This is a genomic window from Streptomyces sp. NPDC041135 (assembly GCF_055592085.1).
The window spans coordinates 39170-63541 of sequence record NZ_JBVIYZ010000008.1; the positions used below are offsets into that span (position 1 = coordinate 39170).

A 24372-nucleotide genomic window follows, 5' to 3' on the forward strand; every position below is an offset into this window, starting at 1 on the left:
CTGTCACACGATGAGCAGTACTACCAACACACCGCAGCACCACACGTCGACCATCGGCTCCATCGGCGCGCCGAGCCGGCGCAACACCGAACTGGCGCTCCTGGTGTTCGCCGTCGCCATCCCGGTGTTCGCCTACGCCAACGTGGGCCTGGCCATCGACGACCAGGTACCCGCCGGCCTGCTGAGCTACGGCCTCGGCCTCGGTCTGCTGGCCGGCGTCGCCCACCTCGTCGTCCGCAAGTTCGCGCCGTACGCCGACCCGCTGCTGCTGCCGCTGGCGACGCTGCTGAACGGGCTCGGCCTGGTGATCATCTGGCGGCTGGACCAGTCGAAGCTGCTGCAGTCCCTGCACGTGTCCGGCGGCAAGGCGACCAACCAGCTGATCTACACGGCCCTGGGCATCGCCCTGTTCGTCGCCGCGCTGATCTTCCTCAAGGACCACCGCACGCTCCAGCGCTACACCTACATCTCCATGGTCGGCGCGCTGCTGCTGCTGCTGCTCCCGCTGGTCCCGGGCCTGGGCGCCAACATCACCTACGGCGCCAAGATCTGGATCCAGGTCGGCAGCTTCACCATCCAGCCCGGTGAGTTCGCCAAGATCGTGCTGGCCGTGTTCTTCGCCGGCTACCTGATGGTCAAGCGGGACGCGCTCGCCCTCGCCAGCCGCCGCTTCATGGGGCTGTACCTGCCGCGTGGCCGCGACCTCGGCCCGATCCTGGTCGTCTGGGTGATCTCGATCCTCATCCTGGTCTTCGAGACCGACCTCGGCACGTCGCTGCTGTTCTTCGGGATGTTCGTCATCATGCTGTACGTCGCCACCGAGCGGACCAGCTGGATCGTCTTCGGTCTGCTGATGTCCGCGGCCGGCGCCGTCGGCGTGGCGAGCTTCGAACCGCACGTGCAGACCCGTGTCCAGGCCTGGCTCGACCCGATGCGCGAGTACACGCTCAGCCGGACCGGGGCGAACGACGGCATCGTGCACTCCGAGCAGGCCATGCAGGCGCTGTGGGCGTTCGGCTCCGGCGGCACCCTCGGCACCGGCCTGGGCCAGGGCCACTCCGAGCTGATCCGCTTCGCCGCCAACTCCGACTTCATCCTCGCCACCTTCGGCGAGGAGCTGGGCCTGGCCGGCATCATGGCGATCCTGCTGGTCTACGGCCTGATCGTGGAGCGCGGTGTGCGCACCGCCCTCGCCGCCCGCGACCCCTTCGGCAAGCTGCTCGCCATCGGCCTGTCCGGCGCCTTCGCCCTCCAGGTGTTCGTCGTCGCCGGCGGTGTCATGGGGCTCATCCCGCTGACCGGTATGACGATGCCGTTCCTGGCGTACGGCGGTTCCTCCGTCATCGCCAACTGGGCGCTGATCGGCGTACTGATGCGGATCAGCGACACCGCCCGCCGCCCGGCGCCCGCCCCCGCCGGCAACCCCGACGCCGAGATGACCCAGGTGGTCCGCCCGTCATGAACAAGCCCCTGCGCCGGATCGCGATCTTCTGCGGTCTGCTCGTCCTCACCCTGCTGCTGCGCGACAACTGGCTGCAGTACGTCAAGGCCGACAGCCTCAAGGACGACCCCAAGAACCGCCGGGTCACCATCGCCCGCTACTCCACCCCGCGCGGCGACATCATCGTCGACGGCGACCCGGTCACCGGGTCCACCGACACGAAGACCAGCGGCCTGAACGACCTCAAGTACAAGCGGACCTACAAGAACGGCCCCATGTGGGCGCCGGTCACCGGCTACGCCTCCCAGGCCTTCGGCGCCAACCAGCTGGAGTCCATCGAGGACGGCATCCTCACCGGCAACGACGACCGGCTGTTCTTCCGCAAGACCCTCGACATGGTCACCGGCAAGGAGCAGCAGGGCGGCAACGTCGTCACCACGCTCAACGGGGCCGCGCAGAAGGCGGCGTACGAGGGCCTGAAGAACGTCGGCGGCAAGGGTGCCGCGGTGGCCATCGAGCCGTCCACCGGCAAGATCCTGGCGCTGGCCTCCTACCCGTCGTACGACCCCGCGTCCTTCGCGGGCACCTCGGACACGGACGCCAAGGCCTGGAAGAACCTCCAGAAGAAGTACAACCCCAGCGACCCGATGCTGAACCGGGCGCTGCGGGAGACGTACCCGCCGGGCTCCACCTTCAAGGTGGTCACCGCGGCGGCCGCGCTGGAGAACGGCAAGTACACCTCGGCCGACGCCAAGACCGACTCGCCGCTGCCGTGGACCATGCCCGGCACCACCACCGAGCTGAAGAACGAGGGCAGCATCCCCTGCAAGAACGCGACGATGCGGGTCGCGCTGCAGTACTCCTGCAACACCGTCTTCGGCAAGATCGGCGCCGACCTCGGCAACGACAAGATGCTGGCCGAGGCCAAGAAGTTCGGCTTCGACTCCGAGCAGTTCACCCCGGTGCGCTCCAGCGCCTCGGTGTTCTCCGACGACATGAACGACTCGCAGACCGCGCTGTCCTCCATCGGCCAGTACAACACCGCCGCCACCCCGCTGCAGATGGCCATGGTCGCCTCGGCGGTCGCCAACGACGGCAGGCTGATGAAGCCGTACATGGTGGACAAGCTCCAGTCGTCCAACCTCGACACGGTCGCGCAGACCGACCCCGAGGAGCTGAGCCGGCCGCTGTCCTCGCAGAACGCGCAGATCCTGCAGTCGATGATGGAGACGGTCGTCACGAAGGGCACCGGCAAGAACGCGCAGATCCCCGGCGTCACCGTGGGCGGCAAGACCGGTACCGCGCAGCACGGTGTGGAGAACAGCGAGAACCCGTACGCGTGGTTCCTCTCCTACGCCAAGCTGAGCGACGGCAGCGCGCCGGTCGCGGTCGCCGTGGTCGTCGAGGACGAGAACGCCAACCGCGACGACATCTCCGGTGGCGGCCTCGCCGCCCCGATCGCGAAGAAGGTGATGGAGGCGGTCATCAACTCCAAGAAGTGACCCCGCTCACGTCCCTTTCCCATCGGTGCACGTTGCGATACCGGTCCTGTATCGGGTTACGGGCTTGGCCAGGTCACACGGAGCGAGCCGGGTACGGTAGGCCCGGACGGCAGCCTCCGGCCGCACACAGACGTGGCGGCCGGGACCGACGGAGAGGGCTGGTAGGTAGCTATGGAAGAGCCGCGTCGCCTCGGCGGCCGGTACGAACTGGGCCATGTGCTCGGCCGCGGTGGCATGGCGGAGGTCTACCTCGCCCATGACACCCGCCTCGGCCGCACCGTGGCGGTGAAGACGCTGCGCGCGGACCTCGCGCGTGACCCGTCCTTCCAGGCCCGGTTCCGCCGGGAGGCCCAGTCGGCCGCCTCGCTCAACCATCCCGCGATCGTCGCGGTCTACGACACGGGCGAGGACTACATCGACGGGGTCTCGATCCCGTACATCGTGATGGAGTACGTGGACGGCTCCACGCTCCGTGAGCTTCTCCACTCCGGCCGCAAGCTGCTGCCCGAGCGGGCCATGGAGATGACCATCGGCATCCTCCAGGGCCTGGAGTACGCCCACCGCAGCGGCATCGTCCACCGCGACATCAAGCCGGCCAACGTCATGCTGACGCGGGGCGGCCAGGTCAAGGTGATGGACTTCGGCATCGCCCGCGCCATGGGCGACTCCGGCATGACGATGACGCAGACCGCGGCGGTCATCGGCACCGCCCAGTACCTCTCGCCGGAGCAGGCGAAGGGCGAGCAGGTCGACGCCCGCTCGGACCTGTACTCGACCGGTTGCCTGCTGTACGAGCTGCTGACGGTGCGGCCGCCCTTCGTGGGCGACTCCCCGGTGGCCGTGGCCTACCAGCACGTCCGTGAGGAGCCGCAGCCGCCGAGCGTGTTCGACCCCGAGATCACGCCCGAGATGGACGCGATCGTGCTGCGGGCGCTGGTGAAGGACCCCGACTACCGCTACCAGTCCGCCGACGAGATGCGCGCCGACATCGAGGCCTGCCTCGACGGCCAGCCGGTCGCGGCCACCGCCGCGATGGGCGCGGTCGGCTACGGCGGCTACCCCGACGACCAGCCGACGACTGCCCTGCGCTCCGACGCGGGCGCCGGCGCGACGACGATGCTGCCGCCCATGAACCCGGACGACGGCGGCTACGGCTACGACGACCGCCCCGACCGGCGCCGCCAGCAGAAGAAGAGCGGCAACAACACCTCGACGATCCTCCTCGTGGTGGCGGGCATCCTGGTGCTGGTGGGCGCGATCCTGATCGGCAGGTGGGCGGTCAGCGGCGACGACTCGGGCAACGAGAAGATCCCCACACCGGCGTTCGTGGGCAACACCAAGTCCGTCGCGCAGAAGATGGCCCAGAACGTCGGCCTGAACCTGACGTTCTCCAGCGCGCCGTGCGACAACCAGCCCAAGGGCAGCATCTGCAAGCAGAACCCGAAGCCGAACACGGACATCACGAAGGACGGGACGGTCGCCCTGGTGGTGTCCACCGGAGCGCCGAAGGTCACCGTGCCGGACGTCCAGGGCCTCACCTTCGACAAGGCGAAGGCGCAGCTGGAGGCCAAGGGCTTCGACGTCGACAAGAAGACCCAGGTCTCCGACCAGACCCCGGGTGTCGTCATCGACCAGAACCCGGCGGGCGACACGGAGCGGCAGAAGGGCACCACGATCACCCTCACCGTGGCCAAGGCCGAGGAGAAGATCCAGGTCCCGGACGTCACCGGCAAGTCCTGCGACGAGGCGAAGGCCGAACTCCAGGGCAAGGGCCTGGTGCCGACCTGCGCCGACGTGAACACCACCGACGCCAACCAGAACGGCAAGGTCGTCTCGACCAACCCGGCGGCGGGCAGCTCGGTCTCCAAGAACACGCCGGTGACGGTCAACGTGGGCAAGGCGCAGCAGCAGAAGCAGGTGCCGAACGTGGTCGGCCAGACCGTGAAGAACGCCCGGCAGATTCTTCAGCAGAACGGCTTCACCAACATCCAGTTCGCGGGCGGCAGCTCCTCGGACGACAACGCCTTCGTGGCCAAGCAGGACCCGAACGCCAACACCGGGGTCGACGACCCGGGCAGCACGACGATCACCCTGACGACCATCGGGGGGAACGGCGGCGACGGCGGCAACGGCAACGGCGGCAATGACAACGGCGGGACCAACTTCTTCGGCGGTCTCGACGGCTGACCCGCCGCGACGGAAGACGGGCCCCTGCCGGACGTACCGGCAGGGGCCCGTTGCCGTCCGCGCCGGGGTCCGGCGCGCTCAGCGCAGTTCGCGCGGCGGCGTCCGCTCGCCGTCCACCGGGTCGACCCGGACCAGCTCGCCCCACACCACGTACCGGTACCGGCTGGTGTACACCGGCGTGCACGTGGTGAGCGTGATGTAGTGGCCCGGCTTCGTGCGGCCCGACTCCTTCGGGACCGCGCCGAGGACCCTGACGTTGTACTTGGAGGTCTCCGGGAGGATCGCGTAGACCTTGTAGACGTACCAGTCGTCCTTGGTCTCGAAGACGACCGGGTCGCCCTTGCGCACCTTGTCGATGTTGTGGAACTTGGCGCCGTGGCCGTCGCGGTGCGCGGCGAGGGCGAAGTTGCCGTCCTTGCCGGTGGTGGGCAGCGTGGCCCTGACAGGGTCGGTGTAGTACCCGGCGACGCCGTTGTCCAGCACGGTCGTCGAGGTGCCCTTCTCCACCAGCACCTCGCCGCCGCCCAGCGCGGGCACGTGCAGGAAGCCGATGCCGTCCTTGGTGTCCAGCGCCCCGGGGCCGGTGTCCCGCGCCCAGTGGTCGCGGACCCTGTCGGCCTGCCGGTGGGCGGTGCGGTCCGCCACGACGTTGGTCCACCACAGCGAGTAGACGACGAACAGGCCCATCACCAGGCCCGCCGTGATGAGCAGTTCCCCGAGGACGCTGACGGCGGTGGCGAGCCGTCCGGGGCGCCGGCGCGGCGGTGCGGGCACCTCGCCGGGGACGTCGTCCGTGTGCTCCTGCGTGCCGTCGGCGGTCGCTGCCACTGTTCCTCTGCCCCTACTCGACGAGCGCATCCGGTTTGCCCTTGCTGCGCGGGCGTTCCTCGACCATCCTGCCCCAGACGATCAACCGGTACTTGCTGGTGAACTCCGGTGTGCAGGTGGTGAGCGTGATGTAGCGGCCCGGCCCGGTGAACCCGGAGCCCCGGGGAACCGGGTTCAGCACGCTGGTGTTCGAGGGCGGCGTCACCGGCAGCATCGACGTCACCTTGTACACGAAGTAGGTGTTCTGCGTCTCGACCACGACCGCGTCCCCGGCCCGCAGCCGGTTGATGTAGCGGAACGGCTCGCCGTGGGTGTTGCGGTGCGCGGCGAGTCCGAAGTTGCCGGTCTTCGCGTCCGGCATCGCCGTCTTCAGCGGGGCCTCGCCGTAGTGGCCGACCATGCCCTTGTCGAGCACCTTCTTGTTGCTGACGCCCTCGGCGATCGGTGCCACCACGTCCAGCTCGGGGATGTGGAGTATGGCGAAGCCCTGGCCGGGCGCGAAGACGCCCGGGGAGCGCTTGCCGTCCGCCCAGTCCTGCTGGAGGCTGCTGGTCTCCTTGCCGGCCTGCGCGTGCGCGCGCACGTTCGTCCACCACAGCTGGTAGGTGACGAACAGCAGCATCAGCACGCCGGTGGTGATGAACACCTCTCCTATCGCCCGGCTGGCGACCACCGCGGGGCCCGGGCGGCGCATCCGGGCCTGCCGGCGGGCCTCGACGCGGGACCGCGGTGCCCCCGGCGCGGTCTCCGGCGCGGGTGCGGCCTCCCGGGGGCCGCCGTGCCGCCCGCCACGCCGCTTGGCGGCCTTCCTGCGGGCCGCGCGGCCGCCGGGTGTGGTTCCTGTGGCCGAGGAGGCGGAAGAGGCTCCAGCGGCCCGCCGGGAGCCGTTCGCGCCCGCCGGGGGCGGCTCGGGCAGCCGCAGCGCCATCGTCTCGTCGTCCAGCGGCGCCGACCGCGCCGGACGCGCCCGCCGCGCCGCCGACGGGGTGCCGTCACTCGCCCGGGACACGGAGGCGTACGACGCGTGCGGCGGCGGTTCGCCGTACGCGTCCTCGCGCTCCGGGCGCAGCGCGGTCACGCCGTGGCCCTGCCCACCACCGGGGCGAGCCCCGCAGACCTCGCCACGGCACCCTGGTCGCCGCACTCAGCCAGCCAGTTGGCCAGCATCCGGTGCCCGTGCTCGGTCAGCACGGACTCGGGGTGGAACTGCACGCCCTCGACGCGCAGTTCCCGGTGGCGCAGGCCCATGATGATCCCGTCCCGGGTGCGGGCGGTCACCTCCAGCTCCGCCGGGACGGTGGCGGGCTCGGCGGCCAGCGAGTGGTACCGGGTGGCGGTGAAGGGCGAGGGCAGGCCCGCGAAGACGCCCTCCCCGTCGTGCTCGACCAGGGACGTCTTGCCGTGCAGCAGCTCCGGCGCGCGGTCCACCACGCCGCCGTAGGCCACCTGCATCGACTGCATCCCCAGGCAGACGCCGAAGACGGGCACCCCGGTGGCGGCGCAGTGCCGGACCATGTCCACGCACACGCCCGCCTCCTCCGGCGTGCCGGGTCCGGGCGACAGCAGCACGCCGTCGAAGCCGTCCCCGGTGCCCGGGGCGCGGCCGCGCGCGTGCGCCGTGGTCACCTCGTCGTTGCGCAGCACCTCGCACTCGGCGCCCAGCTGGTAGAGGTACTGGACCAGGTTGAAGACGAAGCTGTCGTAGTTGTCGACGACGAGAATCCGCGCGCTCACTGGTTGTCCACCGTCACATCGTTGAAGGGCAGCAGCGGTTCGGCCCAGGGGAAGACGTACTGGAACAGGACATAGACCACGGCCACGACCAGGACGAGTGAGACCAGCGCCCTCGTCCACGTGTTCCCCGGCAGATGCCGCCAGATCCAGCCGTACATGCCGTCCCTTCCGTCCGCCACGGCACCTGACCCACGCCGTACACCACCAGACTAACGGCGCGCGGCCCCGGGTTCGCGTGTCTCCACGGGGCTGCGCGCGTGTACCCGGACGTACGTGCCGCGGGGCCGATCGCCTCACCGGCGGCGGGACGCTACCGCGCGGGTTCGGCGTAGTGCAGGTCGACGGTGCCCGTGTAACCGGGAAGGGTGACGGTCCCGTCCTCGGTGACCTTCCAGCCGAGGCCGTAGACGTTGACGTACACCATGTAGTTCTGGATCGCCGGCGCGTCGGCGAGCGCCTGCTGGAGAGCCTGCGGGTCCCCGACCGCGGTGATCTTGTACGGCGGTGAGTAGACGCGGCCCTGGAGGATCAGGGTGTTGCCGACGCAGCGGACCGCGCTGGTCGAGATCAGCCGCTGGTCCATGACCTTGATGCCCTTGGCGCCGCCCCGCCACAGCGCGTTGACCACGGCCTGGAGGTCCTGCTGGTGGATGACCAGGTAGTCGGGCTGCGGCTCGGGGTAGCCGGGGAGCTTGGCGGTGGCGTTCGGCGGGGCGTCGTCGAGGGTGACGGTGAGGGCCCGGCCGGACAGTTTCCGGGTGCCCGCGCTCTTCTCCAGACCCGAGAGTTTCTCGTCCTGGGCCCTGGTGCTGCCGTCGTCGCCCTCGGCGAGCGACTCGACCGTGCCGCGCAGGGCCGCGTTGGACTCGTCGAGCCCCTTGTTCTTGTGGCTGCGCTCCTGGATCAGGTCGGACAGCTTGAGCAGGGAGGCGTCCGTGCGGATGTCGGTGCCCTTGGCGGTGTCGAAGCTGGTGAAGAAGATCAGGCCGGCGAGGGCGAACACGGCCGCCGTGAGCAGACGCACCGGCCGCAGCCGCGGCCCACGCCGGACCGCGCCACCCGTTGATCCCGTCCCGGGGGAGTCGGCAGAATTGCTCAACGTACCCTTATCTCCTTCGGCGCCGCGGAAGCACTACGCTAACGGACGCCCGGGGGAGCATTCAGTGAGCCCTTGCTGTCCCCTTGTACGCTGCCCCGGACCCGACCCAGTTACCTGCGCGGCCACGCAGCGCATCGACAGGAGAGACCCTCGTGCCGAAGTCACGTATCCGCAAGAAGGCCGACTACACGCCGCCGCCGTCGAAGCAGGCGACGGCCATCAAGCTCAACAGCCGGACCTGGGTCGCGCCGGTGATGCTGGCCATGTTCCTGATCGGGCTGGCCTGGATCGTCGTCTTCTACGTGACCGACGGTTCGCTGCCCGTCGACAGCCTCGACAACTGGAACATCGTGGTCGGCTTCGGCTTCATCGCCGCCGGGTTCGGTGTCTCCACGCAGTGGAAGTAGCGGATCGGCGCCGGGGTTCCCAGCTCTGCCCAGGACACTCCGGTTAGTTATCCACAGCGGTTTTCCACATGGGGAAAAAGAAAGACGATCTGTGGATAACCTCTCGGAGGTTGACGCCGGTGTGACTGGCTCACCGGCCTCCGCAAGCTTGTTCGCCCCCTGTCCGACCTGGCACAACACACCTGAGCGACAGGGGGCACAGCTGTTCCCGGAGAGTATGCACAAGATCCGGCACACACTGTGGACAACCCGTAGCCGTCAGGTGAGCTGACCCGTCCTGACCAGGGTGAGGACCGCCAGCACGGCCAGCACCAGGACGCAGGAGCCGTACTGGACCAGCGTGCGGTGGCGGCGCGGGGCGTGCACCATCGCGTACCCGGTGAGCACGCCGCCGACCAGCCCGCCGATGTGCGCCTGCCAGGCGATGCCCGGGACCCCGAAGGTGAAGATCAGGTTGACCACCAGCAGGCCGGCGATCGGCCGCAGGTCGAAGTTCAGCCTGCGCATCAGCACGGCCGTGGCGCCGAAGAGGCCGTAGATCGCCCCGGAAGCGCCGAGGGACGGCTGGTTGGGCGCGGCGATCAGATAGGTGAGGACGCCGCCGGCCAGACCCGAGACGAGGTACAGGGTGAGGTAGCGGGCCCGGCCGAGGGCCGCCTCCAAGGGGCCGCCGAGCCACCACAGGCTGAGCATGTTGAACAGGATGTGGACATAGCCGCCGTGCAGGAACATGGCGGTCAGCAGCCGGTAGTACTGCCCCTCGGCGATGCCCTGGAGCGGGCCGTACAGCGTCATGGTGGCCCTGCCGACCAGTTCGAACCGGTCGGTGAAGCTCTTGCCCACGGCCTCCTGCACCAGGAACAGGGCCAGGTTCAGCCCGATCAGCACCTTGGTGACCAGCCTGGGGTCGGCCGTGACGGTGCCGCCCGCGACCGTACGGGGCCGGGCTGCGGCGGCCGGTGCCCGGCCCGGGCCGGAACCGCCGCGGACGCACTCGGGGCACTGGAAGCCCACCGAGGCGCTGACCATGCACTCGGGGCAGATGGGACGCTCGCAGCGGGTGCAGCGCACGCCGGTCTCCCGGTCCGGATGGCGGTAGCACCCGGGCAGGCTCCCGGCGTCCTGCGGAATGCCTCCGGCCTGCTCCATGCGGTCCCCTTGCTCGTCGTGGCCCTGCCCCGGCACTGCCCGGCCCCGATCATCCTTACGGACGAGCGGGACGAATGGTTCCCCCTGCCGGACGACGGCGCGGCCCAGCCCAGCTCGGCCCTGGCCGCTCAGCTCTGGCCCGCTCGGCCCTGACCCGCTCGGCTCTGGCGGCGCTCAGCCCTGGCGGCGCTCGACGACCACCGACTCGATGACGACGTCCTCGAGCGGCTTCTCGTTGGGACGGCTGGTCGGCACGGCGGCGATCGCGTCCACCACCTTCTGGCCGGCCGGGTCGGTGACCTCGCCGAAGATGGTGTGCTTGCGGTTCAGCCAGGTCGTCGGGGCGACCGTGATGAAGAACTGCGAGCCGTTGGTGCCCGGCCCGGCGTTGGCCATGGCGAGCAGGTAGGGCCGGTTGAAGGACAGGTCCGGGTGGAACTCGTCCTCGAACTCGTAGCCCGGGTCGCCCAGGCCGCTGCCCAGCGGGTCGCCGCCCTGGATCATGAAACCGCTGATGACCCGGTGGAAGATCGTGCCGTCGTAGAGCCGGTCCGTACTCGTCACACCGGTGGCCGGGTGCTTCCACTCCCGCTCGCCCTGGGCCAGTTCCACGAAGTTGCGCACCGTCTTCGGCGCGTGGTTCGGGAACAGCCGGATCTCGATGTCGCCGAGGGTGGTCTTCAGGGTGGCGTAAAGCTGCTCAGCCACGGTCTGCCTTCCGTTGTCTTCCTGTGGCTCCCGATCCTCGCACGGATCGGCCCGGCGAAAGCCGGCCGTGTCCTCGCGGCAGGGGAGCGCCGGGCAGCGATCCGTGGCATTGTCGTCGGCGAACTCCGTTGCCCGTTATTCATGCATTTAGGCACCCGGATGCGCGTCTTTGCATGCCCGGCCGTGCCCGGACAGGCATGATCCGTAAAAGGGCGGAAAGTCGAAATAGCGTACCGCCACCGAGGAGGAGGAACCCGTGACCCGCATCGACAGCGTGCGCGCCGCGACCGGCTCGGCGAAGGACAGCGTGCTGCACGCCGCGGAAGTGGTGGCGCCCTACGCCGACACGGCCAAGGAGCGTGCCGCGTTCTACGCCCAGGAGGCACGCGTACGGCTCGCGCCCGTGGTGTCCCAGGCCGCCGAACAGGCCCGCGTGCAGTACGACGCCCGTCTCGCCCCGCGTCTCGACCAGGCCCGTGCGCATGTGCCACCGAAGGTGGACCAGGCCGCGCACGAGGCCGCCGTCCGTACCCGCAAGGCCGCGCGCCAGGCCGCCGCGTACTCGCGCCCCAGGATCGAGCAGGCCGTCGCCGCGGCCGGCCCGGTGCGTGAGGAGGCCGCCGCGCGCGGCGCCGCCGCGCTGGCCGCGCTGCGCGGCCAGGTGACGCCGAAGGAGATCCAGAAGCTGGCCCGCAAGCACCGGCGGCGGGCCAGGGCCGGGCGCGCCTTCAAGACCCTGGCCGTGGTGAGCGCCGTGGCCGGCGGCGCCTACGCCGTCTGGAAGTGGTGGGACAAGCAGGCCAACCCGGACTGGCTGGTCGAGCCCCCCGCCCCGACCGAGGTGAACGACGCCGGCCGCATCGGCGCCGTGGACGGCAGCCCCGACGCCTCGGTGCTGGACCCGGAGGTCCAGGCCAAGGAGGCGGAGGAGCAGGCGAAGGGCGACGACGCCTGATCCGCTCCGAGAGCGACGACAAGAGCCCCCCACCCGCGTTCGCGCAGGTGAGGGGCTCTTCTCTGTGGAGCCTAGGGGAGTCGAACCCCTGACATCTGCCATGCAAAGACAGCGCTCTACCAACTGAGCTAAGGCCCCGTGCGGGAGCGTCCGGCCGGAACAACCGTGTTCCGGCGGGCGCCGCAGACCAGAGTACCGGGTCTCCCCCCGTGCTCCGCAAAAAGATTGGGGGTCCCCGCGCATGACCACTCTCCGTAAGATGCTCGGCGGGGTTCGCGGCAGCGAACCGTGGTTTTTCTGGGGAAGCGATGGGGAGACGCAATGGACGCCGCACAGCAGGAAGCCACCGCCAGAGCGCGGGAGCTGCAGCGGAACTGGTACGGGGAACCGCTGGGGGCGCTGTTCCGCAAGCTCATCGATGATCTCGGGCTGAACCAGGCCCGTCTCGCCGCCGTCCTCGGGCTGTCCGCCCCGATGCTGTCGCAGCTGATGAGCGGCCAGCGCGCGAAGATCGGCAACCCCGCGGTGGTCCAGCGGGTGCAGCTGCTGCAGGACTTGGCCGCGCAGGTCGCCGACGGCAGCGTCAGCGCGGCCGAGGCGACCGAGCGCATGGACGAGATCAAGAAGTCACAAGGGGGCTCGGTGCTCAGCAACGCCACGCAGACCACGAACAGTTCGGGGGCGCCCACGGTCAAGCGGGTGGTCCGCGAGATCCAGTCGCTGCTGCGCTCGGTGGCCGCCGCCGGCGACATCATCGCCGCCGCCGACACCCTCGCGCCCAGCCACCCCGAACTGGCCGAGTTCCTGCGGGTGTACGGCGCCGGCCGCACCTCGGACGCGGTGGCCCACTACCAGTCCCACCAGAACTGAGGGCACCCGCGCGGGAACAGGACCGGCAGGAGCACGGGCACGGAGGACATCCGAGGGGGAGGAGCGGCGGACTGCCATGGGTGAGGTCTTCGCCGGCCGGTACGAGCTGGCCGACCCGATCGGCCGGGGCGGCGTGGGCGCCGTCTGGCGTGCCTGGGACCACCGCAGGCGCCGGTACGTGGCCGCCAAGGTGCTCCAGCAGCGCGACGCGCACGCCCTGCTGCGCTTCGTACGGGAACAGGCGCTGCGCATCGACCACCCCCATGTGCTCGCCCCGGCCAGCTGGGCGGCCGACGACGACCAGGTCCTGTTCACCATGGACCTGGTGGCCGGCGGTTCGCTGGTCCACCTGGTCGGGGACTACGGCCCGCTGCCGCCCGCGTTCGTCTGCACCCTGCTCGACCAGCTCCTGTCCGGGCTGGCGGCGGTGCACGGCGAGGGCGTGGTGCACCGGGACATCAAGCCCGCCAACCTCCTGCTGGAGGCCACCGGAACGGCCCGTCCCCGGCTGCGGCTGTCCGACTTCGGCATCGCCATGCGGCTGGGCGAACCTCGGCTGACGGAGACCAACCTCGTGGTGGGCACGCCCGGTTACCTCGCACCGGAACAACTCCTGGGCGAGGAGCCCGACTTCCCCGCCGACCTGTTCGCGGTGGGCCTGGTCGCGCTGTATCTGCTCGAGGGCGCCAAACCCGACGCCAAGGCGCTCGTGGAGTACTTCGCGGAACACGGCACCCCGGGAGCGCCCAAGGGCGTTCCCGAGCCGCTCTGGCAGGTCGTCGCCACCCTGCTCCAGCCCGACCCGGCCGCCCGGTTCCGCACCGCCACCGGCGCCCGCAAGGCCCTCGCGGCGGCCGCGGAACTGCTGCCCGAGCCCGGCCCGGACGACGAGCGAATAGAGGTTTTCGACCAACTCGGCCCGCTGCCGCCGGGGTTCGGCCCGGACGGCCCGCTGACGCGCTCCGCGGAGGTCGACACGTCCACCGGCACCGGCACCGAGTCCGGCTCGGAGACCGGCACGGGGCCCACCGCGGACGCGGGTGCGGGCGCAGCCGTACGGCACGAGCGGCAGCACGGCGACTCCACCACGGGCGGCGTCCGGGCCGGCGTACCGGTCGATCCGCGCCTGACCGGCGGCGGACCGGCGGCGCCGCCCTGGGCGCCCGCGCCCCACGGGCCCTACGCCGGGGCCGGGGACGCGGCCGGTCCGCCCCGGCCGGACACCGGCGGCTTCCCGCTTTCCCCGCCCCGGCAGCCGGTGGACACCTTCACAGCCGCGTACACCGCCCAGGACCGGCCGGCCGCGCCCCTTTCCCCTGCCCCTGCCCCGGCGCGTCCACCGAAGGGCGGTGGCGGGCGGCGCCGGCGCCGGGCGGTCCGCCGCCCCGGTCCCCCGGCCGCGGTGGTGATCCCGCTCCTGCTGCTCGCGCTGGCCTGCTACGCCGTGGGGTTCTGGGCGCTGGCCCGCGTCTGAGCCCGCCGGGCCGCCACCGTCCACACCCCGAGCCCCAGCAGCAGCGCGGTCCCGGCGCCGATCCCGCCCACCGCCAGCGCGGTCATCGCCGTACCGCCACCGCCGTCGCCGCCGTCGCCGCCGCCCGTGCTGCCGGCCAGCGCCGCCGCCCGGTCGGCGGCCGTGACCGTGAAGAGGCCGTCCGGCACCGATGCCCCGGCGTAACCGGGACCGGCGTGCGCGCTGCCGGCCACCCGCACCCGCAGGGTCACCCCGAACGGCCCCGGCCCGAACGTGCCGGCCATCTGCCTGCTGAGGTGCACGGCCAGGTAGTACGCACCGGCGAAGCGCATCGCGTTCACCCGGTCCAGGACGGCGTACCGGTTGGCGTACTCGACGGGGGGCAGCGGATCGAGGGCGGCCGTCCGCCGGGTGCCGTTGTAGCTGACGGAGACGTCCTCGACGCGGCCGCGGGCCGGGTTGTGCAGCGACAGGCCGAGGGCGCCGCTGACATAGCCGCCGGGCGCGGGGGAAGCGCCCAGCTCGGCGGTGACGGACAGCTGCTGCCCCCAGTCGACGGGCACCTTGTAGAAGACGGTCCGGCCGGGGGCGATGGCGGTGCGCCACACCCCCTGGCCCAGGGCCCGCGCGTAGGCGAAACCGGCGCCGCCGTCCCGTGTGCCGGGCTCACCGGTGACCGGCTCGGGCGTGGCGGAGTCCCAGGTCCCGGGCGCGTCGGTGGCCGGCGCGTGCACCGGCCGCGGCTCGGTGGCCGGGGCGAGTTCCAGGTCCCACACCGGTGACGCGGAGGCCCCGGACGTGCCGGACGCGCCGCCGGACCCGGTCGCGTCGACCCGCTCGACCACCACGTAGTACGGCCCGGCCCCCTGGCACAGCGTCCTGCCGGTGTCCCGCCGCGCCAGCGCCGTGACGGGGTGCGGGCTCAGCCCCGCTCCCATGCTCGCGGACGCGTAGGAGCAAGGGCTGCCGGCCGCGTCCTGGAGGGAGACCCGGACGCCGTCGGTGGCGGCGACCGTGGCGTCGGCCGGGGGTACGGCGGTGACGGGCACGTAGGCCGATGCCGCGGCGGACAGGTCGAGGCGGTAGTACAGCTTGCCGTTCTCCGGCAGGGCGCTGCGGTAGGTACGGCCCGGCTCCAGCCGTGCGGCGCCGGTGGTGCTCGCGGCCCCGGTCACGCGCCGGGCGCCCGGCGCGAAGGCGTACGCGCCCGGCGCTCCGGCGCTCGCTGCGCCCTGGGTGGCGGCGGCAGCACCGCCCGGTGGTGCGGTCACCCCGGCGGCGACGGCGCACAGGACGGCGCCCACGACGGCTGCGCGCGCCGCGGTGGCCGCCGTCCCGCCGCCGTGGCCCGCCGCCCGCCGCCACGCCGTACCCCACCGCCCCATCACGCGCCACCCCTCGTCGTCCTTGCGGCCACTTCCGCCGTACCGGTCACCCGGAGCCCGCCCCGGCCCGCTCAGGCCCTCGCCGTACGGGCACGCGGGGCGGACTCCGCCCCATCCTGCCCCCACCACGATCCGGCGGTCCGGGCAACACAAAACCCCGACCGCGAGGGCGGTCGGGGTCTGATCAGATACCGGTGTCGGTGCTCAGGAACCCGTGGGCACGGAGTCGGTCGCCTCCGTCCACAGATCCTGCTCGGCGCGATCCGCCTGGATCTGGCGGTACACGAGGAGCCCGCCGATGGCGGCCAGTGCGACCAGGAGAAGCTTCTTCACCGCGCTACCTCGTCTTTCCTTGACGTAGGGGACCTCTGGCGCCCGACTATACACACCGCCCGAGACCGATCGGTGACCTGGCACCGGGCCCCAACTCCCGCCCCTGGCAGCGCTTTGCGCCAGGTCCGCGCCACCCGGCCCGGAGCGTGATCACCCCCGCACGGACGGTGAATTTGCTCCCCCTTCACCCGCCCCCACCCCGCTTCGGGAGTTTTCGCCACCTCTTGCGGCCATTCGAGTGCTGTTCATCTGAACATCCACGCGGCGCGGGCGTCGGTCCACCACTTCGCGGTCCACATACACATCATGAGGAAAGTACGCAAATCGCCCGACCCGAAAGTGAGGGGCCATGGACCGCACCAAGGCCATGAAGCTGTGGACCGCCATCGTCACCGCCATTCTCGCGCTGTGCACGGCGCTCGGACTCGTCACCGCGACCACGGCCACGGCCGCACCGCGGACCGAGACGCCGAAGAACGCCGGCACCCACCCGGCGATCCCGGCGACGATGCCCCACCGGACCTGGAGCACCACCACGGCCCTGCCCCCCACGATGAAACAGCGCATCCACGCCGAGGCCCACGGAAAGTCCCCGAGCTGCCGCCACCGCCCCCTCGCCGACACGGACGCGGAGTCGGACGTACCGTCGGAGCCCGTCGCGCCGCTCGCCTGCTGACCCACCGACACCGCACCGCGGCCGCACCGGCCCCGGTGATGCACCGACCAGAGACGTAACGGCGACCTTGCGTACAGACGCCCTACCGACCCGCCGAAGACCCGCGACCACCCCGGTCGCGGGTCGACGCGTTTTCCGGGCCCTTCACCGGCCATGCACCGCCCTGACGCCGTTGACCAGGTTGACGACCGCCCCCAGGACGAAGAACCAGCCGACGACGACGTACACCCGGCCCCAGACCCGCTTGCCCTTGCTGGCCGGCATGACGGGCAGCAGTACGCGGCCCACCCGTACCGGTCTGCCCGGGTGGACGATGCTGCGCCCCGTCCGGCGCTGGTGGCGGCCGACCGCGACGAGCGCCACTCCCACGGCGAGGCAGCAGGCCACTGCCTGGAGGTAGCTCCCGGGCGACGCCGGCTGCGCCGCCGCGTACCGGTGCATCACGTGCGTTCCCTCCCCGGGCCGGACACCCCGCCGCAGCACAGCCGGGCCGACCCCACCGACCGTGCCCATGGACGCCGAAGACCCCCGGTCCTGCTGGACCGGGGGTGTTCGTGCCGGTGGGGCTAACAGGATTTGAACCTGTGGCCTCATCCTTATCAGGTCGATCATGGCGCCCCTGAACGCCGCGGCCAACTCGTCTCCCGCCTTGACTAGTTGTCCGTCGAGGTTCGGCCGTGTCTGTTGCTGTCCAGCCTTGTTGGTGCCAGGTACTGGTGTCGGCGAAAGGGGGCGCTCTTGACAACCCAACACAGTGGACTGGTCCGAGCGTCGTGCCGGTCTCATAGCCCTGGGTCGGCAGCGCGCAGAATGGCGCCATGACGGAACACAACGCTGACTACACGCGTGCTCTGAACAACGCCGAGGAGATCCTTGGTTTCAGCCTGGCGCCGTATGTCGATCCAAGGCCGACGGAACCCGACAACGCCTACGACTTCACACGGATCGCGACCGAACACGCCTTCAATGACGCATGGACTCGCAGCGAGCATCTCGACCTTCGCACCCGTGCGCTCATCTCGGTCACCATCACGGCGAGCCTGGGCATCCTCGAGCCGCTTCGGGGCCAGCTGCGTATCGCTCTGCACAATGGCGTGACCAAAGAGGAGATCGTCGAAGCCTTCATCCAGATGGCCGTCTACGCGGGTGTGGCTCGCGCGTTTGACAGCTACGCCGTGGCACGCGAGGTCTTTGCCGAGCACGCCGAAGCGGACTCGCCCGAGAACTGAAGCGCCGACGTCAGCCGCGTCCGCTGCACCACAACCCTCCCCGGGATGGGAGCACCCCTCACACGCCACTACGCGCCCGCGGCCGGGAGCGGCGCCCCCTCCATCCCGGTGCCGGCCGATCCCCCCGCCGGAGGCTCGTTCTGACCGGGCTGACGTGGGCCGGGGCGGCGCGGGCTGATCGACCCGGTGGGTTTCTCCCGGACCTTCGACCGGCTCGTCAAGCGCGCCGGTGTTCGCCGTATCACGGTCCGCCTCGCCCGGCACACCTGCGGCACCCTGCTGGCCTTCCTGAAGGGGCACCCCAAGGTGGCCCAGGCGATCCTGCAGCACAGTCAGATCGGCATGACCATGGACGTCTACACACACGTGGTGGGCGAGGGTGAGCGGGAGGCGGTCGGCATGCTGGCCGAGCTTCTGGAAGATCCACTCATCGGCTGATGTCAGCCGTGGATGTCAAAGACCCCCAGCCGTTGCCGACTGGGGGTCTTCGTACTGGTGGGGCTAACAGGATTTGAACCTGTGGCCTCATCCTTATCAGGGATGCGCTCTAACCAACTGAGCTATAGCCCCGCCGCGCTCTGCGGTATGTCCCGCGCGCTGACTCCTGAAGATTAGCGCACGACCACGGCAGTCCCAAAATCGGTTGTCCGGGGACCGTCGGCCGAGGTCAGGGGGAGGGACGGGAGCGGGCCGGGGAGGCCGCTCACTCGTCCTCGGCGAGCGTCAGCTCGATGCCGCCCACGAAGCCCGCGGAGAGGTTGTAGATGAACGCGCCGAGGGTCGCCAGGGCCGTCGCGAGGACGACGTCGATGACCGCGATGATCGACGCGAACGTCAGGACGTGCGGCAGCGACAGGTACGCCTGGAGGTCGAAGCCGTTCGCCTCGTTGGAGCCGGTGGCCTCCGAGATCGTGCCGCCGACGGTCGAGAACACGCCCATCGCGTCCATGACCATCCACAGCACCGCCGACGCGACGATCGTGCAGATGCCCAGCGCGATGGAGAGCAGGAAGCTGACCTTCATCACCGACCACGGGTCGGCCTTGGCCACCCGCAGCCGTGCCTTGCGGGTGCGCGGCGTGGTGCGCGCGCCGGTGCGCGGGCGGCGTACCGAGCCGGTGCCGGTCCCGGCGGCCTGCGCCGGGTAGGCCTGCGGCGGGTGGTAGGGCCCGCCGGTCTGCTGCGGCCGGCGCTCTCCGGGCAGCGGCGAGGCCGTCTGCCCGTCGGCGTCGGCGGCCGGACCGGCTCCGGCCGCGTGCTGCCGGGTCCGGGAGCCTCGGGTGTCCGTCACAGTTCCCCCCTGGGATCCATGCGAGTGGGGCGAGGACGAGTCGGCCGCGGGCGCGCTGACCGCCTTCAGGTTGGTCGTCTGCGGGTCCGTCGGGTCCGCGGCGCCCACCGCGCTCGTCGCGGCGGCCGGCACGGTCGTCGTGCCCTTCGTGGCCTTCGCGCCCTTGGGGCCCGCCGCGGTCGCGGCGCTCGTGGCGCTCGTGGCACTCGCGGCGGAGCCACGGCCGCCGCCGTCCGTCTCCGTACCCCTGGAGGTACCGGCCGATCCGGCGCCCGTGGCTCCGCTCACGATGACTCTCTCCTCGTGCTACTCGGCCGAGGGCGCCTCACCCTCGTCCGTGCCGGTGTCCGCGGCACCCTCGGCGGTCTCGTCCACGGCCACGTCGCCGTCGACTTCCTCCGCCTCGCGTCCCGCCTCGGCGTTACGTGCGATACCGACCACGGCATCGCGCTTGCCCAGGTTGATCAGCTGGACGCCCATGGTGTCACGGCCCGTCTCCCTGACCTCGCTGACTCGCGTACGAATCACACCGCCGGAGAGGGTGATGGCGAGGATCTCGTCGCTCTCCTCGACAATCAGCGCGCCGACCAGCGAACCGCGGTCCTCCACGATCTTGGCGGCCTTGATGCCGAGGCCGCCGCGGCCCTGGACGCGGTACTCGTCGACGCGGGTCCGCTTCGCGTACCCGCCGTCTGTGGCAGTGAACACGAACGTACCGGGTCGAACAACATTCATCGAGAGCAGTTCGTCCCCCGGACGGAAACTCATGCCCTTGACGCCCGAGGTGGCACGGCCCATGGGGCGCAGGGTGTCGTCCGAAGCGGTGAACCTGATCGACTGCGCCTTCCTGCTGATCAGCAGCAGGTCGTCGTCGGCCGACACCAGCTCGGCGCCGATCAGCTCGTCGTCGGAGCCGTCCTCGCGCGCGCGCAGGTTGATCGCGATGACACCGCCGGCGCGGGGCGAGTCGTAGTCCTTCAGGGGCGTCTTCTTGACCAGGCCGCCCTTGGTGGCGAGCACCAGGTAGGGAACGGCCTCGTAGTCGCGGATCGCGAGGATCTCGGCGATCGCCTCGTCCGGCTGGAAGGCGAGCAGGTTGGCGACGTGCTGCCCGCGCGCGTCCCGGCCGGCGTCCGGCAGCTCGTAGGCCTTGGCCCGGTAGACCCGGCCCTTGTTCGTGAAGAACAGCAGCCAGTGGTGGGTGGTGGAGACGAAGAAGTGGTCGACGATGTCGTCTTCCTTCAGCTTCGCGCCCCGCACGCCCTTGCCGCCGCGCTTCTGCGCCCGGTAGTCGTCCGCCTTGGTCCGCTTGACGTAACCGCCGCGGGTGACGGTGACGACGATGTCCTCCTCGGCGATGAGGTCCTCGATGGACATGTCGCCGTCGTAGGGCACCAGCATCGTCTTGCGGTCGTCGCCGTACTTCTCGACGATCGCGGCCAGCTCCGCGCTGACGATCCCGCGCTGGCGGACCGGCGAGGCCAGGATGGCGTTGTACTCGCGGATCTTCGCCTGCAGCTCGTCGTGCTCCTGGACGATCTTCTGGCGCTCCAGGGCGGCCAGCCGGCGCAGCTGCATCTCGAGGATGGCGTTGGCCTGGATCTCGTCGATCTCCAGGAGTTCCATCAGGCCGCCGCGCGCGATGTCCACGGTGTCACTGCGCCGGATCAGCGCGATGACCTCGTCGATGGCGTCCAGCGCCTTCAGCAGGCCGCGCAGGATGTGGGCGCGCTCCTCGGCCTTGCGCAGCCGGAACTTCGTCCGGCGGACGATGACCTCGATCTGGTGCGTCACCCAGTGGCGGATGAACGCGTCCAGGGACAGCGTGCGCGGCACCCCGTCGACCAGGGCCAGCATGTTGGCGCCGAAGTTGGTCTGCAGGTCGGTGTGCTTGTAGAGGTTGTTCAGCACGACCTTGGCGACGGCGTCCCGCTTGAGGACGATCACCAGGCGCTGGCCGGTGCGCGAGGAGGTCTCGTCGCGGACGTCGGCGATGCCGCCGATCTTGCCGTCCTTCACCAGGTCGGCGATCTTCTGCGCGAGGTTGTCCGGGTTCACCTGGTACGGCAGCTCCGTCACCACCAGGCACTGGCGGTTCTGGATCTCCTCGACCTCGACGACCGCGCGCATCGTGATGGAGCCGCGGCCGGTGCGGTACGCCTCCTCGATGCCCTTGCGGCCCACCACCAGGGCGCCGGTCGGGAAGTCCGGGCCCTTGATGCGCTCGATCAGGGCGTCGAGCAGTTCCTCGTGCGTGGCCTCGGGGTTCTCCAGGTACCACTGGGCGCCGGCCGCGACCTCGCGCAGGTTGTGCGGCGGGATGTTGGTCGCCATGCCGACCGCGATGCCGGCGGAGCCGTTGATCAGCAGGTTCGGGAAGCGGGCGGGCAGGACGGTCGGCTCCTGGGAGCGGCCGTCGTAGTTGTCCGTGAAGTCGACGGTCTCCTCGTCGATGTCGCGGACCATCTCCATCGACAGCGGCGCCAGCTTGCACTCGGTGTAGCGCATGGCCGCCGCCGGGTCGTTGCCCGGGGAGCCGAAGTTGCCGTTGGAGTCCACCAGCGGCATCCGCATCGACCACGGCTGGGCGAGGCGCACCAGGGCGTCGTAGATCGAGGAGTCGCCGTGCGGGTGGTAGTTGCCCATGACGTCGCCGACGACACGGGCGCACTTGTAGAAGCCGCGCTCGGGGCGGTAGCCGCCGTCGTACATGGCGTACAGGACGCGGCGGTGGACGGGCTTGAGACCGTCGCGGACGTCGGGCAGCGCGCGGGACACGATGACGGACATCGCGTAGTCCAGGTACGAGCGCTGCATCTCCGTCTCGAGCCCCACGGGCTCGACGCGCATCGCGACCTCGCCGCCCTCTTCAGGGGTGACGGGAGTGTTCTCGTCGGCCATTGCTGGTGAAGATCCTTCCCTGTGCGGTCAGCTGAGACCGACTCAGATGTCGAGGAACCGGACGTCCTTGGCGTTGCGCTGGATGAACGCGCGGCGGGCTTCGACGTCCTCGCCCATGAGGACCGAGAACAGGTCGTCGGCCTGGGCGGCGTCGTCCAGGGTGACCTGGCCGAGGACCCGGTGCTCCTGGTCCATGGTGGTCACGCGCAGCTCCTCGGCGTTCATCTCGCCGAGGCCCTTGAAGCGCTGGATGGAGTCCTCGCGCACGCGCTTGCCGCGCTGCCGGCCCAGCTCGATCAGCGCGTCGCGCTCGCGGTCCGAGTAGGCGTACTCGATGTCGTCCCGGCCCCACTTGATCTTGTACAGCGGGGGACGCGAGAGGTACACGTGCCCGGCCTCGACCAGCGGCCGCATGAAGCGGAACAGGAAGGTCAGCAGCAGGGTGCTGATGTGCTGGCCGTCGACGTCGGCGTCCGCCATCAAAATGATCTTGTGATAGCGGAGCTTGGCGATGTCGAAGTCCTCGTGCACGCCGGTGCCGAAGGCGGAGATCAGCGCCTGGATCTCCTGGTTCTGCAGGATCTTGTCGATCCGGGCCTTCTCGACGTTGAGGATCTTGCCGCGGATCGGGAGGATCGCCTGGTACTGCGGGTTGCGGCCGGACTTGGCCGAGCCGCCGGCGGAGTCGCCCTCGACGATGAAGATCTCGCACTTGGTGGGGTCGTTCGACTGGCAGTCGGACAGCTTGCCCGGCAGCGAGGCCGACTCCAGCAGGCCCTTGCGCCGGGTCAGGTCGCGGGCCTTGCGGGCCGCCACGCGCGCGGTGGCCGCCTGGATGCCCTTGCGGATGATGTCCGCCGCCTCGACCGGGTTGCGGTCCAGCCAGTCGTTGAGGTGCTCGTAGACCGCCTTCTGCACGAAGGTCTTGGCCTCCGTGTTGCCCAGCTTGGTCTTCGTCTGGCCCTCGAACTGCGGCTCGCTCAGCTTCACCGAGATGATCGCGGTCAGACCCTCGCGGATGTCGTCACCGGTGAGGTTGTCGTCCTTCTCGCGCAGCAGCTTCTTGTCGCGGGCGTACTTGTTGATCAGCGAGGTCAGCGCGGCCCGGAAGCCCTCTTCGTGCGTGCCGCCCTCGTGGGTGTGGATGATGTTGGCGAAGGAGTACACGCCCTCGCTGTAGCCGCTGTTCCACTGCATCGCGACCTCGAGGGACAGGCTCTTGTCCTTGTCCTCCGCCTCCAGGTCGATGACGGTGGGGTGCACCGCGTCTCCCTTGCGGGAGTTGAGGTACTTCACGAAGTCGACGATGCCGCCCTCGTAGTGGTACGTGACGGTCTTGACCTCGTCCTTCTCGTCCGCACCCGCCTCGTCCGCCCCGGCCGTGGCCTTCGCCGACTCGCGCTCGTCAGTGAGTTTGATCGTCAAACCCTTGTTGAGGAACGCCATCTCCTGGAAGCGCCGCGACAGCGTCTCGAAGGAGTACTCGGTGGTCTCGAAGATGTCCGCGTCGGCCCAGAAGGTGACCGAGGTGCCCGTCTCCTCGATGGCCTCGTGCTGGGCCAGCGGGGCCGTCGGGACGCCCATCTTGTAGTCCTGCGTCCAGCGGTGGCCGTCGGTCCTGACCTCGACGGAGACCTTGGAGGACAGGGCGTTCACCACGGAGACGCCGACGCCGTGCAGACCACCGGAGACCGCGTAGCCGCCGCCGCCGAACTTGCCGCCCGCGTGCAGCACGGTCAGCACGACCTCGACGGCCGGCTTGCCCTCGGAGGGGACGATGCCCACCGGGATGCCACGGCCGTTGTCGATGACGCGCACGCCGCCGTCGGCGAGGATCGTCACGTCGATCGTGTCGGCATGACCGGCCAGTGCCTCGTCGACGGAGTTGTCCACGACCTCGTACACCAGGTGGTGCAGACCGCGCTCCCCGGTGGAGCCGATGTACATACCGGGTCGCTTGCGGACCGCGTCCAGCCCTTCGAGGACGGTGATGGCGCTGGCGTCGTAGGAGGCGGTGACCTCACCGTTGGCGCCGGCGCCGGTGGACGGGATGTTCTCGTTGGGGTTGCCGGAATCGGCCACGAAGCGCCCTTTCTGGCACAGCACGAGCCGGGCTCGTCGGCGGGTTGCCGGAGCGGCTGCGGCATGTTGCGTTGGTAAGCCTTGATCAGCGTTGCTCAGCTTCTCCCGGGCGGTCCCCACG

Annotated in this window: 22 protein-coding genes, 2 tRNA genes and 1 pseudogene; 10 read left to right on the plus strand and 15 right to left on the minus strand. The window is 70.5% G+C overall.

The window, feature by feature from the left end; translation table 11 throughout:
- Positions 1-10 precede the first annotated feature (10 nt).
- The 3 genes from ACZ6CZ_RS19995 to pknB all read left to right on the plus strand — a co-directional run bounded on the left by ACZ6CZ_RS19995 (position 11) and on the right by pknB (position 5130).
- Positions 11-1462: an FtsW/RodA/SpoVE family cell cycle protein gene (locus tag ACZ6CZ_RS19995; protein WP_469022729.1), complete on the plus strand. Its 1452-nt coding sequence runs from the start codon at positions 11-13 to the stop codon at positions 1460-1462.
- On the plus strand, positions 1459-2943 hold the full coding sequence (locus ACZ6CZ_RS20000; protein ID WP_469022731.1) for a peptidoglycan D,D-transpeptidase FtsI family protein: 1485 nt from the start codon (positions 1459-1461) through the stop codon (positions 2941-2943). Before ACZ6CZ_RS19995 ends, ACZ6CZ_RS20000 begins: the two co-directional genes overlap by 4 nt.
- Before the next feature lie 171 nt (positions 2944-3114).
- Positions 3115-5130, plus strand: coding sequence for a Stk1 family PASTA domain-containing Ser/Thr kinase (pknB, locus tag ACZ6CZ_RS20005; protein ID WP_469022735.1), 2016 nt, complete (start codon positions 3115-3117; stop codon positions 5128-5130).
- Positions 5131-5208: 78 nt separating this feature from the next.
- Here pknB and ACZ6CZ_RS20010 read toward each other — a convergent pair whose 3' ends face one another.
- The 5 genes and pseudogenes from ACZ6CZ_RS20010 to ACZ6CZ_RS20030 all read right to left on the minus strand — a co-directional run bounded on the left by ACZ6CZ_RS20010 (position 5209) and on the right by ACZ6CZ_RS20030 (position 8791).
- A complete protein-coding gene (locus ACZ6CZ_RS20010; protein ID WP_469022738.1) occupies positions 5209-5958 on the minus strand; it encodes a class E sortase in 750 nt (249 codons plus the stop codon).
- 13 nt (positions 5959-5971) lie between these two features.
- Complete coding sequence (locus tag ACZ6CZ_RS20015) at positions 5972-7036, minus strand: class E sortase (RefSeq protein ID WP_469022741.1); 1065 nt, start codon at positions 7034-7036, stop codon at positions 5972-5974.
- Positions 7033-7692 carry an aminodeoxychorismate/anthranilate synthase component II gene (locus tag ACZ6CZ_RS20020; protein WP_469022744.1) on the minus strand — a complete coding sequence of 220 codons (660 nt, stop codon included), beginning with the start codon at positions 7690-7692 and terminating at the stop codon, positions 7033-7035. Before ACZ6CZ_RS20020 ends, ACZ6CZ_RS20015 begins: the two co-directional genes overlap by 4 nt.
- Positions 7689-7897: pseudogene (locus ACZ6CZ_RS20025) on the minus strand (hypothetical protein). Before ACZ6CZ_RS20025 ends, ACZ6CZ_RS20020 begins: the two are co-directional and overlap by 4 nt.
- A gap of 105 nt (positions 7898-8002) precedes the next feature.
- Complete coding sequence (locus ACZ6CZ_RS20030; protein ID WP_469022747.1) at positions 8003-8791, minus strand: DUF881 domain-containing protein; 789 nt, start codon at positions 8789-8791, stop codon at positions 8003-8005.
- Positions 8792-8943: 152 nt separating this feature from the next.
- Between ACZ6CZ_RS20030 and crgA the strand changes: the two genes are divergently transcribed.
- Positions 8944-9198: a cell division protein CrgA gene (gene crgA, locus ACZ6CZ_RS20035; protein WP_469022750.1), complete on the plus strand. Its 255-nt coding sequence runs from the start codon at positions 8944-8946 to the stop codon at positions 9196-9198.
- 258 nt (positions 9199-9456) lie between these two features.
- On the opposite strand, the gene ACZ6CZ_RS20040 is transcribed toward crgA, so the two are convergent.
- Positions 9457-10347: a rhomboid family intramembrane serine protease gene (locus ACZ6CZ_RS20040; protein ID WP_469022753.1), complete on the minus strand. Its 891-nt coding sequence runs from the start codon at positions 10345-10347 to the stop codon at positions 9457-9459.
- A 174-nt stretch (positions 10348-10521) separates the two neighbouring features.
- Positions 10522-11055: a peptidylprolyl isomerase gene (locus ACZ6CZ_RS20045; protein ID WP_469022756.1), complete on the minus strand. Its 534-nt coding sequence runs from the start codon at positions 11053-11055 to the stop codon at positions 10522-10524.
- A 256-nt stretch (positions 11056-11311) separates the two neighbouring features.
- Here ACZ6CZ_RS20045 and ACZ6CZ_RS20050 point away from each other — a divergent pair, with 256 nt between their 5' ends.
- Positions 11312-12010, plus strand: a complete 699-nt coding sequence (locus ACZ6CZ_RS20050; RefSeq protein WP_469022759.1) for a DUF5324 family protein — start codon at positions 11312-11314, stop codon at positions 12008-12010.
- A 65-nt stretch (positions 12011-12075) separates the two neighbouring features.
- On the opposite strand, the gene ACZ6CZ_RS20055 is transcribed toward ACZ6CZ_RS20050, so the two are convergent.
- Positions 12076-12148: transfer RNA gene (locus ACZ6CZ_RS20055), tRNA-Ala, on the minus strand.
- Positions 12149-12331: 183 nt separating this feature from the next.
- Between ACZ6CZ_RS20055 and ACZ6CZ_RS20060 the strand changes: the two genes are divergently transcribed.
- Both ACZ6CZ_RS20060 and ACZ6CZ_RS20065 read left to right on the plus strand, forming a co-directional pair.
- Positions 12332-12880: a helix-turn-helix domain-containing protein gene (locus ACZ6CZ_RS20060; RefSeq protein ID WP_469022762.1), complete on the plus strand. Its 549-nt coding sequence runs from the start codon at positions 12332-12334 to the stop codon at positions 12878-12880.
- Between the two features lie 76 nt (positions 12881-12956).
- Positions 12957-14354: a serine/threonine-protein kinase gene (locus tag ACZ6CZ_RS20065; RefSeq protein WP_469022764.1), complete on the plus strand. Its 1398-nt coding sequence runs from the start codon at positions 12957-12959 to the stop codon at positions 14352-14354.
- Here the strand turns inward: ACZ6CZ_RS20065 and ACZ6CZ_RS20070 are convergent.
- On the minus strand, positions 14318-15739 hold the full coding sequence (locus tag ACZ6CZ_RS20070) for a hypothetical protein (protein WP_469023380.1): 1422 nt from the start codon (positions 15737-15739) through the stop codon (positions 14318-14320). The genes ACZ6CZ_RS20065 and ACZ6CZ_RS20070 overlap by 37 nt on opposite strands.
- 204 nt (positions 15740-15943) lie before the next feature.
- The gene (locus ACZ6CZ_RS20075; protein WP_003999697.1) at positions 15944-16072 is read right to left on the minus strand and encodes a DLW-39 family protein; all 129 of its coding nucleotides are present in this window, start codon (positions 16070-16072) and stop codon (positions 15944-15946) included.
- A gap of 349 nt (positions 16073-16421) precedes the next feature.
- Here ACZ6CZ_RS20075 and ACZ6CZ_RS20080 point away from each other — a divergent pair, with 349 nt between their 5' ends.
- A complete protein-coding gene (locus ACZ6CZ_RS20080) occupies positions 16422-16748 on the plus strand; it encodes a DUF6344 domain-containing protein (RefSeq protein ID WP_469022768.1) in 327 nt (108 codons plus the stop codon).
- Between the two features lie 144 nt (positions 16749-16892).
- Here ACZ6CZ_RS20080 and ACZ6CZ_RS20085 read toward each other — a convergent pair whose 3' ends face one another.
- Positions 16893-17189, minus strand: coding sequence for a hypothetical protein (locus tag ACZ6CZ_RS20085; protein WP_469022771.1), 297 nt, complete (start codon positions 17187-17189; stop codon positions 16893-16895).
- Between the two features lie 377 nt (positions 17190-17566).
- On the opposite strand from ACZ6CZ_RS20085, the gene ACZ6CZ_RS20090 reads away from it, so the two are divergent.
- Both ACZ6CZ_RS20090 and ACZ6CZ_RS20095 read left to right on the plus strand, forming a co-directional pair.
- Positions 17567-17977 carry a carboxymuconolactone decarboxylase family protein gene (locus ACZ6CZ_RS20090; RefSeq protein ID WP_469022774.1) on the plus strand — a complete coding sequence of 137 codons (411 nt, stop codon included), beginning with the start codon at positions 17567-17569 and terminating at the stop codon, positions 17975-17977.
- 186 nt (positions 17978-18163) lie between these two features.
- Positions 18164-18415 (plus strand): tyrosine-type recombinase/integrase, encoded by a 252-nt coding sequence (locus ACZ6CZ_RS20095; protein ID WP_469022778.1) that lies wholly within the window; start codon positions 18164-18166, stop codon positions 18413-18415.
- A gap of 55 nt (positions 18416-18470) precedes the next feature.
- Here ACZ6CZ_RS20095 and ACZ6CZ_RS20100 read toward each other — a convergent pair.
- The 4 genes from ACZ6CZ_RS20100 to gyrB all read right to left on the minus strand — a co-directional run bounded on the left by ACZ6CZ_RS20100 (position 18471) and on the right by gyrB (position 24275).
- A tRNA-Ile gene (locus tag ACZ6CZ_RS20100) sits at positions 18471-18547 on the minus strand.
- A gap of 133 nt (positions 18548-18680) precedes the next feature.
- Positions 18681-19400, minus strand: a complete 720-nt coding sequence (locus ACZ6CZ_RS20105) for a DUF3566 domain-containing protein (protein ID WP_469023383.1) — start codon at positions 19398-19400, stop codon at positions 18681-18683.
- Positions 19401-19574: 174 nt separating this feature from the next.
- Positions 19575-22169 (minus strand): DNA gyrase subunit A, encoded by a 2595-nt coding sequence (gene gyrA / locus ACZ6CZ_RS20110; RefSeq protein WP_469022781.1) that lies wholly within the window; start codon positions 22167-22169, stop codon positions 19575-19577.
- Positions 22170-22211: 42 nt separating this feature from the next.
- Positions 22212-24275, minus strand: coding sequence for a DNA topoisomerase (ATP-hydrolyzing) subunit B (gyrB, locus tag ACZ6CZ_RS20115; protein ID WP_469022784.1), 2064 nt, complete (start codon positions 24273-24275; stop codon positions 22212-22214).
- Positions 24276-24372: the final 97 nt, after the last annotated feature.